Source organism: Segatella copri, assembly GCF_026015465.1.
Taxonomy (GTDB): Bacteria; Bacteroidota; Bacteroidia; order Bacteroidales; family Bacteroidaceae; genus Prevotella; species Prevotella copri_E.
In genome coordinates this window covers 373,667-391,356 of the sequence record NZ_JAPDUQ010000003.1, presented here as the reverse complement: position 1 = coordinate 391,356, position 17,690 = coordinate 373,667, and the positions used below count along the sequence as shown (strand labels likewise).

16 protein-coding genes are annotated in these 17,690 nt (G+C 45.3%); 11 read left to right on the top strand and 5 right to left on the bottom strand.

Going from position 1 to position 17,690, the window contains the following annotated elements; all coding sequences use genetic code 11:
• Positions 1 to 3: 3 nt before the first annotated feature.
• A complete protein-coding gene (locus tag ONT08_RS12740; RefSeq protein WP_119238379.1) occupies positions 4 to 291 on the top strand; it encodes a hypothetical protein in 288 nt (95 codons plus the stop codon).
• Positions 292 to 579: 288 nt separating this feature from the next.
• Here the strand turns inward: ONT08_RS12740 and ONT08_RS12735 are convergent, their stop codons facing one another.
• Positions 580 to 1,578 (bottom strand): DUF4435 domain-containing protein, encoded by a 999-nt coding sequence (locus ONT08_RS12735; protein ID WP_264960112.1) that lies wholly within the window; start codon positions 1,576 to 1,578, stop codon positions 580 to 582.
• 16 nt (positions 1,579 to 1,594) lie between these two features.
• Positions 1,595 to 2,410 carry an AAA family ATPase gene (locus ONT08_RS12730; protein WP_117693458.1) on the bottom strand — a complete coding sequence of 272 codons (816 nt, stop codon included), beginning with the start codon at positions 2,408 to 2,410 and terminating at the stop codon, positions 1,595 to 1,597.
• A gap of 176 nt (positions 2,411 to 2,586) precedes the next feature.
• On the opposite strand from ONT08_RS12730, the gene ONT08_RS12725 reads away from it, so the two are divergent.
• Positions 2,587 to 3,531, top strand: coding sequence for a DMT family transporter (locus tag ONT08_RS12725; protein WP_118200991.1), 945 nt, complete (start codon positions 2,587 to 2,589; stop codon positions 3,529 to 3,531).
• A gap of 77 nt (positions 3,532 to 3,608) precedes the next feature.
• Here ONT08_RS12725 and ONT08_RS12720 read toward each other — a convergent pair whose 3' ends face one another.
• Entirely contained in the window at positions 3,609 to 4,616 is a 1,008-nt protein-coding gene (locus ONT08_RS12720; protein WP_119235899.1) for an IS110 family transposase, read from the bottom strand.
• Between the two features lie 504 nt (positions 4,617 to 5,120).
• Between ONT08_RS12720 and ONT08_RS12715 the strand changes: the two genes are divergently transcribed.
• The gene (locus ONT08_RS12715; protein WP_118200255.1) at positions 5,121 to 6,677 is read left to right on the top strand and encodes an IS1182 family transposase; all 1,557 of its coding nucleotides are present in this window, start codon (positions 5,121 to 5,123) and stop codon (positions 6,675 to 6,677) included.
• A 226-nt stretch (positions 6,678 to 6,903) separates the two neighbouring features.
• Here the strand turns inward: ONT08_RS12715 and ONT08_RS12710 are convergent, their stop codons facing one another.
• Positions 6,904 to 8,484 carry an L-lactate permease gene (locus tag ONT08_RS12710; protein WP_118085563.1) on the bottom strand — a complete coding sequence of 527 codons (1,581 nt, stop codon included), beginning with the start codon at positions 8,482 to 8,484 and terminating at the stop codon, positions 6,904 to 6,906.
• Positions 8,485 to 8,640: 156 nt separating this feature from the next.
• Here ONT08_RS12710 and ONT08_RS12705 point away from each other — a divergent pair, with 156 nt between their 5' ends.
• From ONT08_RS12705 to ONT08_RS12675, 7 genes are all read left to right on the top strand, one after another.
• Positions 8,641 to 9,156: an RNA polymerase sigma factor gene (locus ONT08_RS12705; protein WP_218487392.1), complete on the top strand. Its 516-nt coding sequence runs from the start codon at positions 8,641 to 8,643 to the stop codon at positions 9,154 to 9,156.
• Positions 9,153 to 9,671, top strand: a complete 519-nt coding sequence (locus tag ONT08_RS12700; protein WP_254974831.1) for a hypothetical protein — start codon at positions 9,153 to 9,155, stop codon at positions 9,669 to 9,671. The genes ONT08_RS12705 and ONT08_RS12700 overlap by 4 nt, the downstream gene beginning before the upstream one ends.
• A 68-nt stretch (positions 9,672 to 9,739) precedes the next feature.
• Positions 9,740 to 10,186, top strand: a complete 447-nt coding sequence (locus tag ONT08_RS12695; protein ID WP_264960111.1) for a DUF6108 family protein — start codon at positions 9,740 to 9,742, stop codon at positions 10,184 to 10,186.
• Between the two features lie 63 nt (positions 10,187 to 10,249).
• Positions 10,250 to 11,143 carry a hypothetical protein gene (locus tag ONT08_RS12690; protein ID WP_153089586.1) on the top strand — a complete coding sequence of 298 codons (894 nt, stop codon included), beginning with the start codon at positions 10,250 to 10,252 and terminating at the stop codon, positions 11,141 to 11,143.
• A 218-nt stretch (positions 11,144 to 11,361) separates the two neighbouring features.
• A complete protein-coding gene (locus ONT08_RS12685; protein WP_006849406.1) occupies positions 11,362 to 12,657 on the top strand; it encodes an O-acetylhomoserine aminocarboxypropyltransferase/cysteine synthase family protein in 1,296 nt (431 codons plus the stop codon).
• A gap of 32 nt (positions 12,658 to 12,689) precedes the next feature.
• Positions 12,690 to 13,637: a cysteine synthase A gene (gene cysK, locus ONT08_RS12680; protein ID WP_264960110.1), complete on the top strand. Its 948-nt coding sequence runs from the start codon at positions 12,690 to 12,692 to the stop codon at positions 13,635 to 13,637.
• Between the two features lie 1,333 nt (positions 13,638 to 14,970).
• The gene (locus tag ONT08_RS12675) at positions 14,971 to 16,197 is read left to right on the top strand and encodes a serine/threonine-protein kinase (RefSeq protein WP_264960109.1); all 1,227 of its coding nucleotides are present in this window, start codon (positions 14,971 to 14,973) and stop codon (positions 16,195 to 16,197) included.
• Here ONT08_RS12675 and ONT08_RS12670 read toward each other — a convergent pair.
• The gene (locus ONT08_RS12670) at positions 16,182 to 16,736 is read right to left on the bottom strand and encodes a hypothetical protein (RefSeq protein ID WP_264960108.1); all 555 of its coding nucleotides are present in this window, start codon (positions 16,734 to 16,736) and stop codon (positions 16,182 to 16,184) included. The two genes, ONT08_RS12675 and ONT08_RS12670, sit on opposite strands and share 16 nt — an antisense overlap.
• 470 nt (positions 16,737 to 17,206) lie before the next feature.
• Between ONT08_RS12670 and ONT08_RS12665 the strand changes: the two genes are divergently transcribed.
• Positions 17,207 to 17,689, top strand: a complete 483-nt coding sequence (locus ONT08_RS12665) for a hypothetical protein (RefSeq protein ID WP_264960107.1) — start codon at positions 17,207 to 17,209, stop codon at positions 17,687 to 17,689.
• Position 17,690: the final 1 nt, after the last annotated feature.

Below are 17,690 nucleotides of genomic sequence, written 5' to 3'. Positions count from 1 at the left end.
ATTATGGCAAATGACAGTTCTATGCTCAACATTGACATGGTTGACCAATTCGGTAAGAACATCGCCAACGTGAGCGCACAAACATTAGAGATTTTCTCCCGACTGGGACAGCAGCTCCAAACTGTAAACAGTGTATGGAATGATGACAACTACGACAACTTCCAAGACAACTTCGAACACAACATCATGAAGAAAATCCAGGAAGTATCTGCTGAGATGGAATTATTTTCCGACTACATCAAAAAGCAATGTGAGATACAGCGAATGTATAAGGCGAACAAATATCGTTAACCTTACAAATAAGACAAGACATGTTTTGGTTTTTAATAGGTTTCATTATAATCATTCTTGGAGGCTTTATCATTATTAGTCTCCTCCAAATTGTCTTTATGATTATAGGCTGGATCATCCAAGCCATATTTAGCCTCTTCGAATAAAGGCTAGAAGTCTTTGAAACAAGCATCAGAAGTCGGTTGAAGAAGCAATATGTGTCGTTGACAATATAGCCAGGGCGGACGCATCAAAATGCGTTCGCCCTGATTCAGTTAACATCTACCGATATTAGCAATCTTCCTCATATCAATTTTCCAAATACTTTTCCACATCCGCCTGAATCTTCTGGAATTCGGGAGAGAACTGGTAGAAGGTGTTCTTCTTCATCATCATCTTCACCTTGCCCAGACTATTCTCATAACATGCCATTTCGGTGCGGGCCTGCTCGGAATGGAGGGCACGGTCGCGGATTTCATTCTCCCTATCGTTGCGCAAAGCATCGCAGACGCTCTGGACGATAGGACTAACTACCAGGTCGAAGAGATGATGACCCTGTATATATAAATAGGTATTGCTCTCGTTTACACCCAGATTGTTGAGGTAAAGAGCCATTTCATCCAACTCATCCTTAAACTTCTTGAAGCGGCGCTCCAGCTGGAACAGCTTTGCCCGCACCTTCTTTCCCAAATAATCTATCGCCCATTTAGGATCCTGGATTCGGACAGAAGGCAGCATGATGACCTTATCAAACTCCGCCATATCAAAATGCATCGACATCTTGCGATGACGCACATAGAACAGCATGTGCCATAAGAAGAGGGGCCAGATAGTACGGGAATAGGACTCAAGGAAACGCTCGAAATCGAAGATGCGACGGTCGTTGAGCGTCACCATCACACAGGTTTCGTGCAATCCTCTGGCATAACATTGGAAGTTTTCAATGGCATAGGCATAGGTATGGAAGATGTAAGGATTCTCCAACATCTGCTGGGAAGACTCGGTTGAGCCCTGACGCAGATAATCGTAATCGGCATCTACACAGGCTATCATATCCCTACCTACTCCCTTCAGCATACTGGAGATAGCAGCCTTCTTGCCTCGGTCTAAATGCTGGTTACGGGTAGGCAGCATGATATCAAAATAGCGTTTTTCATTCTCAAACTTTCCCAGTACAGAACGCCAGAAGAAGACATCATCATAGCTCTCGACGTAAGCCACAATCTTGCGCCGAGCCTTCTTCGAGGTCATCCTGTTGGCTGCCTCGAAGAACTGGGAATTGATATTATCAGTTAAACGTTTAGCCATAATATTCGTTTTTCACTTATATCGTGATGTCGCTCACATCCGTCACCCTATCGGTCCATCCATCCATGACCACAGCAGGACTGTGGGTGGTCATGATGATCTGGATATTCGGATTAAGCTGCAGCACCAGACCGATGAGCTGCTTCTGCCATTCAAAATGAAGGCTGATTTCCGGCTCATCCATAAAGAGGACATAAGATTGGTTGTCCTCCACCAGCACGGTAAGGAGGATGGCGAGAATCTGCTTCTCACCAGCCGAGAGCTGATAAGGCGAGAGCTGCTCACCTATCTGGTTGAAGCGGATTTCGTTGGCAGTACGGATGATGGTCTTGCCGGTATCCTTGAAAAGATTATCTACCATATCCTGGAACATCTTCTTCGGTTCACTCAGCTTCTGAGCCTTGAAGGCTGCATCCGGTTCGCCGCTCTGAAGCACAGCGATGATGCGGTTGCCGATGTTCACCTGGTAATCCAGATACTTGCGCTGCAGCTGGAAGAGCTGCCAGTCGAGTTCGGTAACCAGGGTAAGGTCTATCTTGTTGATCATCTCGGCATTCATCAATGGTCTATCTACCGAGCGGATTACATCATATCTAATCCACTTTGCCTCCTCCGGCTCCACCTTCAGATGCACACCTTTGATCATGTGACTAGGGAATTCGCCGCCAGCCGCCAGACCCTTTATCACCTTATTTAATATAGTACTCTTGCCCACGCCGTTTACACCACTCAGGATATTGACACGGCGGTCGAGGTTCCAAAGAATATGTTTGGTACCGCTCCAGAGAGATTCAATCTCTATCTGTTTGATATAATCAGCATATTTCTGCATAAGAATAATCTCCTATCTTTAATAGTCAAGAACGGAAAAAGACTATGGTCTTAACTTCTTAACTCCTTTAAGTTTCAAAAAATATACCGCAAATATAGCAAAATTCCTCGAATTTTTGTACCTTTGCACTCGATTTTATTCAAAAATAGGAAGATTTAAATAGAAATAAGGAAAAAATGGATAACAAACGACCTCTTATCGCCCACCTGTGCCTTTTCTGTTCCGGCGCATTCTGGGGACTGATGGCTCCCGTAGGCAAGGATGCCATGCTTCACGGCATCGACGGCATCGACCTGGTGAGCTTCCGTGTATTGGGTGGTGCCCTCCTCTTCTGGCTCACCTCGCTCTTCACCAAGAAAGAGCATGTTCCAGTAAAAGACATCTTCAAGTTTGCTGCTGCCGGGCTCTTCGCCCTCGTGTTCAACCAGTGTTCTTACACCATCGGTCTGAATATGACCTCGCCTAGCAATTCCAGCATTATGACCACCTCGATGCCTATCTTCGCCATGGTTCTCTCCTTCCTGATATTGAAGGAGCCTATCACCTGGAAGAAGGCACTCGGTGTATTGATGGGATGCGCAGGTGCCGTCATCATCATCATGACGAGTGCTACGGCTGGCAATGCCAAGGTGGGAAACATCTGGGGCGACCTGCTCTGTATGTCGGCGCAGCTTTCCTTCGCCCTCTACCTGTCGCTCTTCAAGAACCTGCTGTCTAAGTATTCGCTCTTCACCATCAACAAGTGGATGTTCCTCTGGGCCACCATCATTATATGGCCTTTCACCATCAGCCACGTGATGAGCATCGACTTTGCCCATGTTCCGATGAGCACCTGGTGGGAAACGGGCTACGTGGTTCTCTTCGGTACGTATCTGGGGTACATCTGCATGATGATTGGTCAGAAGACGTTGCGCCCTACCGTGGTAAGTGTATATAATTATGTGCAGCCGTTGGTATCAGTCACCGTGAGTGTTATCGTGGGTCTCGCCGTATTCAAGGGTATGCAGGCGATTGCTGCCATCCTCATCTTCTCTGGTGTATGGCTCGTGGTAAAGAGCAAGTCAAAGAGAGATATCGACCAGCACGATCACAGTCTGGCCTACGAGAAAAGGCATGCTTAAAAGATAAAAAGCTTATCATATTCGCTACACGCCCTGTTTTACTCTAATTGAGCAAGCTTTGAGCGTATTTTTTAACGTTAATTATATTTAACGACCCTTGGGTCTTGCCTAATGAAGTTTGCGTCATAGTATTCACCTTTTTCCACGAGGGTGAATATGATCCTTAGCAACTTGTTTGCTATGGCATTTAGCACATAATGACGCGGCTTTTTATCTATTAAAGTACGTCTCTCGTAGTACAGTTTAATCTCCTTGTTGTGCAATCTGGCGCTTTCTGCGCAGATGTACAACAAGGTCTTTGACCGTCTATTACCAATCTTGGATATATGTGCTCCCTTGTCCATTTTCCCCGATGATTTTTCGTATGGCGCAGTTCCTGCATAAGCAGCATATTGGCGCGCTGTAGTTATTTTTGTGAAATTCTCTGTTTTTACCAATAGTTCTACTGCGGTAATCAGCCCAACTCCATCGACACTTTTAACAAGCTCATAGTTGTGGCGAATGCTCTCATGTCCATTTATGACTTTCAACATTTCTTTTTCCGTCTCTGCAATTTCCGTGTCCAACATCTCTTTGATGCGGTCCATGCTTCGCTTGACGGCAAGACTTCTGATAGGACGACAATCCTCGCTCTTGTCGGCTGTTATTAGCTGCTTACGCTGTTCTACGAGCATTTCTCGGTGGCGTGCCAATTGACGAAGCTCATATAGAGCCTCTTCTGGAAACGTCTTGTATTTCAGCTTATCAGGATATCTCTCTCCAAAATCTCTGAGCAGTGCACAATCCAGGACATCCGTCTTGGCACGGTCAGGTGTAGCTCTGTATCTATGGATGACATATCCACCCACAAAGGCAATCTTCACATTGCTATCCATGCAGCACTTCAAGAGAGTATCACCATAAACTCCGGTATGCTCAGCAACCAATACAGCATCGCTTGGAAGGGTTTCTAAAAACCTTCCGATACTCTTAAAATTGTTCTTTACAACCTTATGTGAAGGTTGGTTTGATACTTTTTTTGATGTCAAGTCGAAAAAACTTACGTCAAATTTCTCTTTTGCCAAATCTATTCCGTATATTTGCATATTGAATAAAGTTTTTAATAAGAAGGGTGCTCCGTTCTGAGCGGCTACAACTATACTACGAGTCCTGTCTTGTTCTACACAAGCAGGCTAATTTACTCTCAAGCTTCTGTTCAGAAAATATCCAGTTCCCCAAACAGGGCTAAGCCTTTACTATGCTAGAAAGGGCACAGGGTTAACGCTGGATATGGAGTATTCTTCTTTTTTTATTGTACTTATCTAATTTTCTGCAAAGTTAACAAAAGTTTGCAGATATAAAGATTTTTACCTCTTTATTTTTCCAAGTGCAAATATAATAGAAAGGGCAAAAGCTTTATTAATGTCGATTTATAAAACTGAAAGAGGGTGTGTCATAAGTCTGTGACGCACCCCTTTTTATTTTTTGCCTTTTCACAGATACGAAATCTTTAAAAAACATTTTTATTTACAACAAAGCCCAAACTTTCACAAGCTCGGGCTTTGCCTTTCCGCAAAAGATTTGTATCTTTGCAGAAAACTTCTTTAAGTATGGCAAAGATACAAATAAAATCTGAAACTCGGCACGAATTGAGCTTTTTTCCTAACTCTTTCGATGATTATGTGCCAAAAGACAGCAAAGTTCGTATGGTGGATCGTATTGTTCGCAGTATGGACATCAACCCTCTCATGGATACCTATGATGGGATTGGTGCTCCTCCTTACAGTCCGAAGATGCTTCTAAGTTTAGTTGTTTTTGCCTATATCAATGGCGTTTATTCCTGTCGTGGCATAGCGGACGCACTTAAATACGATGTTCGCTATATGTGGATTTGTGGAGGTAAGCAATTATCTTTCGCAACAATCAACCGCTTTAGATCCAATCATATGATTAAATGCATCGACTTTTATTTTGATGCAGTCGTCTCCATATTGGTTGAAAAGGGCGTGATTAGTCTGGAGGAACAATATGTTGATGGCACTAAGATAGAGTCGAAAGCAAACAAGTACACGTTTGTATGGAAGAAGACTGTGGAAAAGAACAGGGCTAAGCTCTTGGAAAAGACCTCTGCTGCATTGGCTCAGATAAAAGAACAAATTCGCCTGAATGGCGGGAGTGACATTAAGGAAGAAGACAGCGAGCCAGCCACTTCCGCCAAGGATGTAGAGAGAAGTGCACGTTTGTGTGAGAGGCAAGCTAAGAACCTTCCTAAGGCAAAGCTTACAGGAAGAGAGAAGCAAAAGCTAAATACTCAGATAGATCACTTGTTCAAAGCCTCGGACAAACTGTGCGAGTATGAAAAATCACTGGATATACTGGGCGAGAGAAACAGTTACTCCAAGACTGATCCCGATGCGACCTTCATGCGCCTCAAGGAAGATGCCATGAACAATGGGCAGACAAAGCCTGCCTATAACCTTCAAATTGCGACAGAGAATCAATATTGGACGAATTTCGCCCTTTATCCCAATCCAACAGACACCCTGACCTTCAAGCCTTTTTTGGATAAGTACAAGAAAAGATATGGAAAGCAATCCAAGAGCGTCACCGCAGACTCAGGGTATGGCTCGGAGGAGAACTACGAGTACCTAGAGATGGAAGAAATGATGGGTTATGTAAAGTACAACTGGTTTCACAAGGAACAGCATAAGCCTTTCAAGGAGGATGCCTTCAACCAAGCGAACTTCTACTACAACAGGGATGATGACTATTATGTCTGCCCCATGGGACAACACATGGAACCTTGTGGACAACGGCAAACGAAAAGTGACTCCGGCTATGTGTCTGTCATTACATTATATAGAGCACAACGATGTGATGGATGTCCGCTTGGAAGTCTCTGCAAGAAATCCAAAGGCAACAGAACCATATATGTCAACCATAAACTGAATGCATATAAAAAGGAAGCCTTCCTGCTACTAACGTCTGAAGAGGGCTTGAAACACAGAAGCCAGCGACCGATAGAGCCGGAAGCTGTATTTGGGCAGATGAAGGCAGATATGCATTATAAGCGATTCAGGCATTTTGGAATGGACAAGGTTTACATGGATCTAGGATTGTTCGGAATGGGATTCAATTTGAAGAAATATTTGGGTATAAAACGATAAAACTCAATTTTGGTTGTTTTATCGTCAGGGATAACTATGCCCTTTTGTGGGCTTTGGGGCTGTTTTGTTATCGATAAAACAAGAAAAGTAAAGTTTCTATACAATATAATAAGATTCCCTTTGTGAAGAAAGACTACGATTCAACTAGAATATATAGAAACACACACAAAAAAAGGGTGCGTCACAGACTTATGACACACCCTCTTTTTTATATAAGAAAAGAAGATCAGCAACCGAAATAAACCATCAGTCCGCCCAATACGATATAAAGCAGGGCGTATGGGATGGCCGAACGGAGAATCTCTCCATCCTTTCCCTCCATATCGCAGGCTGCAGTAGCAATGGCGATACTCTGCGGACTGATCATCTTGCCACCCGTGGCTCCCGTGGTATTGGCAGCAACCAGCCAGTTTTCCTGACCGCCCTCCATACCGAAGAATGTGCTCTGCCCCGTCATACCCAACTGGTTGGCAACATGAGCCTGAAGCTTGGCAAAGAGGATATTCGAAGAGGTATCAGAACCCGTTACGAAGGTTCCGATGGCACCAATCATCGGCGCAACCAGAGGATAGAAATCTCCCGTTACTGCCACCAGTCCGGAGGCGATGGCAGTAATCATTCCCGAATAGTTCATCACACTTGCCAGGGCTATCAGCGAACAGATGGTCACCACCGTCTTACGCAGATTCACCGTGGTACGGGCAAGAATCACCATCAATCTCTTAAGGCTCAATCCCTGAATCAATCCACCAATCGTAGCACCCAGGAAGAGCATCAGGCCCGCATTGGATATCCAGCCAAACTTAAAAGTGCTGTCGAGCACTGGCAGATGAACCGCACTCACCAGATGACTTTTGAGGAAAGCATTGACCGGAGGACAGAGTGCTCCGGAAACCAGGATAAATATCAATATAAAAAGGTAAACGCTCCATGCCTTCATACTCTCGGCAAGCGTAAAGGTTTCCTTATCCTGCACCTTGCTCTTTCTGGCAAATACCTTGGCGTATGCGATGATGGCGATAATGGCAGCCAGCGAACCGATGATGGCTGGAGTCTCCGAACCGAGATAATAGCCGCAGACAAACTGCACTACCACGGAAATCACTCCCACCCAGAGGGCGATGATGAGATTCTTGATAAGATTGTGCTTATCGGTAAGCGTCAGGATGATGAAAGGCAGGATGATAAAGAGAGGTGCCAGCTGGATAATGGCGAAGGCCGAAGTCTCGCAAATCTGTGCCGCCGAAGCCGATCCGCTTTCCGCCACCTCGTTACAGAGCGTAGTAACCGGCACGCCCACGGCACCAAATCCTGTAGCCACGGTATTACCAATCAAGGAAACCAGAGCCGAGAACATCGGTTTGAAGCCGAGTCCGATGAGGATGGCAGCAGGTATCGCCACCGCCGTTCCGAAGCCCGCCATACCTTCGAGCAGTCCGCCGAATCCCCATACGAGGAGCAACACGAGCAGTCCCTTATCATCGGTAATCGATGTAAACTGCCTCTTGATCACCTCTATCTGCTTGCTTTCCACGAGGATATTATAGCTGTAGATAGCCATCAGGATGATGATGAGAATCGGGAATACCGCCTTCAGGATGCCTTCCACCACCGCCCATCCCGTCAGGGCGATCACGCTGTCCTCCGCATGTTCCGGGGCAATCATGCCCAGCGGCGAAGCAGCGAAGAGAGCAAGCAACACGGTAATTACGAGCGTCAGCAAGGCGCTTTTATGACCTGCCATCTTGAAGCCGAGCATCAGGATGAACAGCAACACGATGGGAATAATAGAAACTACAGATGCCATAAGCCATTCAGTTTTTTAATGTTTTCGATTGCTAAATTTTATGTTTATGACTGCAAAAATAACATTTTTCTTTGAAAAAAGAAAGCATTTTTTGAAAAAAATCTCTTCTTAGATGTCCGATTTTTCAATTTCATACGTCTATAGAATGTAAAGGTTATGAGAACAGAAGAATTCAACCATATCATCCTACCGATGCGCAGCAACTTGAAAGCGTATGCGCTAAGGTTGACTGAGAGTGACGACAATGCCGAAGACCTCGTGCAGGAAGTCATGCTCAGGCTGTGGGACATGCGCCAGAACATCCAGGCAGAAGACAACCTCAAGGCGCTAGCCATCACTATCATGCGCAACAAGTTTTATGACCAGTGCCGACATGAGGAACGGAACTTCACCACCGACAAGGTGATGGAAGTTCCCATAGAAGACCGGCGGGCAGAGCAACGGGACGAGGTAAACCTCATCAGACAGATAGTGGCACAGCTCCCGCCCTTGCAGCAGCAGATATTCCGCATGAAGGAGATAGAAGGCTATACTGCCGATGAAATCATGCAGATAACGGGATGCACTGCCGATAATCTCCGAAAGAATCTCTCCAGAGCCCGACTCAAAATCAGAGAGACCTATATGAATATCGTGAAACAGAACAAAATAAAGAAGGAGGAAAAGTTATGAATGATGAAATAAAAAGAATACAGGACTTGCTCGACAAGTATATGGATGGTGCCACATCCAATGAGGAAGAGGCAACGCTCAGAAAATATTTCGAAGAGCATGCCAATGATATTCCGGAAGAATGGGAATCCTATCGCGCCCTCTTCAGCTATATAGGATTCGAACAGATGAATCTTTCTCAAATTCTAAAAGAAGAAGAGAAGGAGATAGAAAAGGAGGATATTCTAGAAGATGAAGAAAAGAATATCCCAAAGAAAGAAGAAAAGAAAGAGGAAGCTTCTCGCAGCAGATGGCTCAAATATTTCGGCACTTCTGTGGCAGCCGCCGCTATCATCGCATTCCTGATTGTGGGCATCCAGAAGATAGCCCAGCCTCAGCCTGAATGTTATGCGGTTATCGATGGAAAGGTTTATACCGACCAGGAGTTCGTTCATAACGAAGCCCTGGATGCTCTGGAAGATGTTTCGGCAGATTCCGAAGATCCATTCAGTGCCCTGGATATGATGAAACAATAAATTCATCTTTTAGATGAAACAATCAATCAAACTATAAAGTATAATATATATATAATAAGGTATAGAATATGAAACGATGCAACTTGATAAAACGCTTCTTCATCGGACTGCTTCTTATCGTGGTAGCCTCGATTTCGGCTAATGCCCAGGAGGGACTATACGTAAAAAGTATATTCCAACGATTCGGGCACGCCAAGGGATGCAAGATGGTTACGATGCAGAATGCGCAACTCAAAGGTTACAAGCTCAAGATATACAAGAGCCTGGTATATAAGAACCATGCCACGGAAATAGCCCACTATCTGAAGTCCGACCGCAAAGCTGCGAAAAAGATCAGAGAGGTGGTGGAGAATGGCAAGATGGTGAGCGGCTATTACATGATGGCACCCTTGAGTAATGGCAACAACCGCTTTATCCTCTTCAGCAATCCGAGTGAAAGCAAGGGAACCGTGATTTATATAGAAGGCGACCTGTCGCCCGAAGACATCATGAAACTCTGCTATTCCAGAAGATAGAAACAACATTTTCCTACAGGAATCCTCTCAATAAGAATAAGAAACAACATAAAATATTGTATTATGAATATCAAAAACGTAATGATGATGGCTGCCATGATGCCAGCCTTCGCCCTTGCTGAAACCAACAGCAACAGTGCACCAGCCTCGGTAGAGGCTAACGACACCACAATCAGAGTGAACGACCAGAACATCGTCATCAAGCAGGATGGTGAACAGACTTCTGTGAAGATATATAAGATGAACGGCAACGAGATGACCAAGATTTCCGAAACCCAATTCGTAGATGGTCAGGAAGTAGAAAAGGTATTTGTCACCTCGCCTTTCATCCCTCAGACCTTGAGCAAGCGCAAGCGCAGTCTGGAGAGTCATTATCCAACCTTCTTCTTCGGCTGCAGCCAGTTGCCAGGCAGCAGGGGAAGCATGGGAGGCAACAACGAGATGCACAGTCGCGACTCCAAGTCGTGGGAATGGGGCATCACCCTCACCAGTCTCTGCTTCCGCCTTTCCAACGAAATGGCGCTCACCTCCTCTCTCTCCATCGGACAGGTACACCACCATTTCAAGGACAATTATGTATTAAGTACCGAAAACGGGGTATCGGCAATGACTCCGATAGAAGGCGAGACGCTGAAGAAAAGCTATATCAGCTACAATGTGCTCCGCCTGCCTATCATGCTGGAGTGGCAGAAGCGCATAGGATGCCATGATGCTTTCCTGGCTTTAGGTCCATCAGTAGAATACCGCTGGCACGAGCATTCCCGCTACTTCATCGGAAAGCACAAGCATACCGAAACGGGCGATATCAACCTCAACCCTATCGGCTTGAACCTCGAGGCCCGTGCCGGCTACTCAGGAGTAATGCTCTACGCCCGTGCCGGAATAACCCCGCTGCTCAATAAGACCAAGGCTCCCGAGTGTTACCCGATGACCATCGGCTTAGGATTTAGACTGTAATTTCTCTCAAAAAATCGAAAAAAATGCCCGAATACCACAAACGTGGTAGCAGGAATACTACTCATATGCTATTTCAGAATCCAAAAAATCGCCGTACCTTTGCAGCGTCAATCAGAACAAACAGTCTGATGCCAATCATGACTGGATAACTGGGCGACAAATTTATATAAATGAATAAGATTGAATATTAACGTAAAATTAAAGAAAGGACATAGATTATGAGTACAGAAAAGAAACTTCGCTTTGAGACACTTCAGTTGCATGTAGGTCAGGAAAATCCAGATCCAGCTACCGACGCCCGTGCGGTGCCAATCTACCAGACCACAAGTTATGTGTTCCGCAACTCTCAGCACGCTGCCGATAGATTCGGACTCCGTGACGCAGGTAATATCTATGGTCGCTTGACCAACTCTACTCAGGGTGTATTCGAAGACCGTGTGGCTGCCCTCGAGGGTGGTGTAGCAGGTTTGGCTGTCGCTTCTGGTGCTGCCGCCGTTACCTACGCTCTGCAGAACATTCTTCAGAATGGCGACCACATCGTAGCTGCCGACAACATCTATGGTGGTACTTATAACCTCATCACTCATACATTATCCACACAGGGTGTCAGCTACACCATCGTGGATCCTCGCAACTTCGAGCAGGTAGAGGCTGCTATCCAGGACAATACCAAGGCTCTCTATGCAGAGACCTTCGGAAATCCTAACTCTGATGTAACCGATATCGATAAATTGGCAGAGATTGCTCATCGCCACAACATCCCATTGATTATCGATAACACCTTCGGCACTCCATACCTCATCCGCCCTATCGAGCACGGAGCAGATATCGTGGTTCACTCTGCTACCAAGTTCATCGGCGGTCACGGTTCATCTCTCGGTGGTGTCATCGTAGATGGCGGTAAGTTCGACTGGAAGGCAAATGCCGACAAGTTCCCTACTCTCGCTAAGCCAGACCCATCATATCATGGTGCGGTATTTGCAGATGTAGCCGGAGCAGCAGCCTTCGTAACCCGAATCCGTGCGGTCATCCTTCGTGATACCGGTGCAACCATCTCTCCATTCAATGCCTGGATTCTTCTTCAGGGCTTGGAGACATTGAGCCTCCGTGTAGAGCGTCACGTACAGAATGCATTGAAGGTAGTAGAGTATCTGGAGAACAATCCTAAGGTGGCTAAGGTTAATCACCCAGCCGTTCCTTCTCACCCAGACCACGAGCTTTACAAGAAGCTTTTCCCTAACGGCGGTGGTTCTATCTTCACCTTCGATATCAAGGGCGGCGAGAAAGAGGCATGGGAGTTCATCGACCACCTGCGCATCTTCTCTTTGCTGGCTAACGTAGCCGACGTGAAGTCACTGGTTATCCACCCAGCAACAACCACCCACTCTCAGTTGAGCCCAGAGGAATTGGAGGAGCAGCACATCTATCCTTCTACTGTTCGATTGAGCATCGGTATCGAGAACATCGACGACCTGATTGAGGCACTCGATGAGGCATTTACCTACGTAAAGTAAAATATATTAATGATTTAAATTAGAGTACAGTTATGGCAAAGATATATAAACAGATTACTGATTTAATCGGTAAGACCCCATTGGTAGAATTGGGTAAGTATTCAGCATCCAAGGGTTTGAAGACTCCTGTAATTGCTAAGGTAGAATTCTTCAATCCTGGAGGAAGCGTAAAGGATCGTATCGCACTTGCGATGATCGAAGACGCTGAGCAGAAGGGCATCCTGAAACCAGGTGCCACCATCATTGAACCAACCAGCGGTAACACGGGTGTAGGTTTGGCTCTGGTATCAGCCGTTAAGGGCTACCACCTCATCCTCACCATGCCTGAAACCATGAGCGTGGAGCGCAGAAACCTGGTGAAGGCTTACGGCGCTGAAGTGAGATTGACCAGCGGTAAGGACGGAATGCCTGGTGCCATCAAGGCTGCCGAGGAACTCCGCGATTCCATCCCAGGCTCTGTGATTCTGGGACAGTTTACCAACCCAGCCAATCCTGCCAAGCACTATGCCACAACTGGACCAGAAATCTGGGCAGATACCGATGGCGAGATTGACATCTTCGTAGCCGGTGTAGGAACAGGTGGAACCATTTCGGGTATCGCCAAGTACTTGAAGGAGCAGAATCCTAACGTGAAGGTGATTGCCGTAGAACCTGCCACATCGCCTGTATTGAACGGCGGACAGAGCGGTCCTCACAAGATTCAGGGCATCGGTGCCGGTTTCATTCCAGAGACTTACTCTTCAGAATATATCGATGAGGTATTGGATATTCAGAACGATGATGCTATCAAGGCGGGTCGTGACCTGGCTCAGACCGAGGGCCTCTTGGTAGGAATCTCATCAGGTGCTGCCGCCTTTGCAGCCACCGAGATTGCGAAGCGTCCTGAGAACAAGGGCAAGAAGATTGTAGCCCTCTTGCCAGATACTGGTGAGCGTTATTTAAGCACTGTACTCTACGCTTTCGAGGAGTATCCTTTGTAATTCACAATCGGATATTTTCTGATGAAAGCAAAATCTATCATAATTTCCCCAACCAGCTTTCCCATAGCAGGTTGGGGATTTTCATTTTTCGAAACTTCATATATATTTGCAAATGCGATACCACCCCAATTCCTTCTGCAACTTGCGAGAATCGAGTATAAATTCTAGCCTTTATTATTTAAAAAATTCTAAAAATCAATAAATATTATTACGAGTTCCCATAGTGGGAACTCTCATTTATTTTATTTTTTCTATTTTTGCAAAAGATTACCACTTTGGAGGCGCCACGACAAAAACAGTAATTTGTGGATCTCTACTTCCGAAAGCCAACGGAGGCGGAGACAGGGGAATTTGTGTCTGAAGCCAAAGAGCGATACCAAACATCTTCTGCTCTGTTCACGGTGACACGGTGACACGATGACACTAGTTTTTCAACTTTTCGCCTCGCACGCGGGCAGGCAGGAACTTTCGGCTTGATTTTTCCTGCCTGCCCGCGCGAGAGTAAATCTTCAGAAATCACTGTCATAAGTGTCACCCTGTCATCCAGAAGCAGGTTACTTCCGAATCAAAAGTCAAAGACTTACGGTGCAAAAGTCAGTCACTTACGACGCAAAAGTCAGGGACTTACGCCCAGTAATCCCCTGACTTACGAACCGCAATCCAATCATAAAGCCCTTAAAAATCAAACAAGCCAGGCATTTAGAAGTGATACCAAGCAAGGCATGTAAAAGGGCTTACAAACACCAGAGCAAAGAGAATCTATGAAAAAGTATGAGCAACTGTGAGCAAGTATGAGCAACTGTGAGTTGCCTCCTCACCGATTTCGTATCTTTGCATTGTGATTCAGAGATACTCAGCGGTTCCAATCAGCAAGCTATAGTAAGGCGTCCCCATAGCAAGCTATCCCCAGGCGGTCCCATCCCGCACAGCCATGGCAAAGACCGCTTTGAAGTGATTTGATAGCTAACCAGCCAGGTATTAAAAAGAGAGTGGATTTGCGACAACCAGTTCCTATATAAAATAAGATATAAGCTCGGGGAGGAATGAGTTTGAACCAATCGTAAAAGTTTAAAGAATACTAAAAGTTTCGTTTCCGCTTGAAAATTTCTTTTAAAATGCCTATATTTGCAATGCCGTTAGTAATGGCGGCAGACATAAAGAGGTAGCAACTACGCTTAGTTCGGACTGAGAATCTGGACAGTTCGCAGTACACAAGAATGACAGTTCCAGTTGTTTGCCCCAATATGTATACTCATATCCATCCCGCTTCTGTGGGATGGGTATCTCTATTTAGTTAATTTTGCAACCGAATTATCAACCCAGTCTGAGTAACATGGATTCATATTCTGGAATCATCATAGAAGAAAGCAGAAGGTCTGAGCAATTTTCAGACTTTACTCCCATACCTTGCAAAGGATTCAACATTCTTTGCAAGGCAAAGCGCTATGGCAGATGGTGGGTGCTCAAAGGCCTGAAGAAGCCATATCGCCAAGACGAAAACTACAAGAACCTGCTGCACAAAGAGTTCGATATCCTCATATCCCTGCAGCATCCCAACATCGTGTCAGCCTACAGTATGGAAGAAATACCGGAAATGGGTACCTGTATCGTGATGGAATGGATAGATGGTATCACGCTGGAACACTGGAGCGGTAGGAAGACTGAGGGAGAAGGCATCTTCCTCCAGTTGCTTGATGCCGTGCATTACATTCACGCCAAGCAGGTAGTACACAGAGACTTAAAACCTTCAAATATCATGATTACCCATAACGGCAATCATGTAAAACTCATCGATTTCGGACTTTCAGATACCGATGACTTTGCTATCCTCAAACAGCCTGCCGGCACACAGGGCTACATCTCACCAGAACAGATTGTATCCCAACAGGCAGACATCCGCAACGACATCTTCAGCATCGGTTGTATCCTGGAAAAGATACTGCCAAGCAAACCGTATACTGCCATCATCAAACGATGTAAGGCTCCCATAGCCCAGCGATATGCCAATGTTGACGAACTCAAAGCCGATTTCATGGCTCACAGAAACAGGCATCTATCCGGTATCAAGCGTATCGGAATCGCAGCTTTGGTCTGTATCATCTTATTAGGTTTCATCAGTTATCCTTTACTGCATCAGCAGGAAAAGAGCATTAGCATCACCCCGGCACATCACGAAGCCAAGAAGGATACTGTCATCCGCCAGCAAGCCAAGAATCCAGCCCCACTTTCCAATGGCCGGAAATCCCTGCAGCCAACAGCTACCGAGCCATCTTCTGCATCCCATTTACAAAGCGCCGAACTCATATCCAAGGGAAAGAAGACTATCGACAAGATGTGGAAGGAATCCGGCATAGACACCATCCGGTCTGTTGAGAAAAAGAGCGAGGCATTCTATCGGTTTATAGATAAGAGCAATGATTTCATCACGACCACTTATCCGCAGACATTCTCTAAAGACATCGCCGGCAGCAAGAAGACAGATATCATCTATGAGCTGTCCTCTTATACCTCTGAAAGATATGTGAAGCCCACCTTGTCGAGATTTCAATCTTCCAAATAATGCTCTACGATGATACCGTTCTTCTTACCTATGACGTAAGTAACCGGTTCATCAACTCCATGCTTCCAGGCATGAAGATAAGCAGGCTCATGATTGATAAAATGATGGCACTCAAAAGTATCATCTTTCGCCAATCTGGTATTTTCTGATGCCAGGACCCTGAATCTTCCGTTTCCCTGATACCTGATGATGCAGGTTCTGTCGGGCAGCCAGGAAAGTTTGAGCATCTGTCCCTCATAAAGATCATCGCATGAGATTTCCTTGCCGATAACCATCTGGCTCTGCCGTTCTCCCGTCCCTTGCGACAATCCGAACTCCTCAAAGTCTGCATAACCGAGAAAATTAGCCAGCACATTCTTGGTAAACTTACTGGCAGAAACCCCTTCGCTCACGTATCCCCAAAACCGTCGCAGCGTAGAGGCACTCACCCTTTGCTGGGTACGTTCCTCCACCTTTTCGCTCAACCAAGCGAAGTCGCGGGGCACAACCATCTTGCGCCCCACCATTTTTTCTATCATTTCACGTAATATCTGTTCCATGCTGCAAAGATACTGAAACAAATCCAACCCACACACAAAAAAGCCAATATTTCGACTAAAAACGCCCTATATTTTGAACTTGGAACGGAATGGAACGCTGAAAAAGCAGAAAAAACACCTATTTTTGCAAAAAAATCAGCTCACAATGAACAACTTTAGAAAAAAAATGGTATATTTGCAGTGCTGTTCTAAACAAGCAGCAGACATGTTAAGGAAACAACCATGCTTGGTTCGTACTGAGAATCTGGACAATTCATTGTACACAAGAACGAAGACAAAAGTTGTTCACCCAACCGTGTATTATTGTATCCATTCCGCTTCGGCGGGATGGGTATTAACATATACCCATTGGTGTGAGCTGATTTTCATTCTTTGTGTACAGGTAGTCCAGAACCTTCAGAACAGAATGAAATTGGTTCGCACCTTTTTTATGCCAAGAACGAAATAACAAAAAAGTAAATGATTAGCTTATGGAAAAATTAGAAAATACAAAGCCAGAAAAGCTACTGATAGCCATCAGCGCATTAGGCAATCATGGCAAGACACTAAGTGCTACCAGATTGATAGAACTTTTAATTTCACATCGTGAAGGATGGCTTTATGATAGCCGTTCCATCATTCTCAAGAAAGAGCAACTGGCTATTCTACAACGTAATGGAACGGCAGAAATTGCAGATATTACCATTGGTGATGGAGTAGGTCGCAGATTTGAAGATTGGTATAATATTGTAGCAAGCATTCCAACTATCAAAATCATTGTTGGATGTTGTCGTACAAAACATGGGACATTCGCCTATCTCAAAAAATTTGCAATGACTCATCAATATACAATGGTTGTAACGCATCCATATTTTCAAGAGATGCCTGTTTTGACTAAGGGTTCACCTATTGCAAACTATTGGAACGCAATTTTTGCAAACCAGCTATTAGATATGATACATTTACACTTGTAAA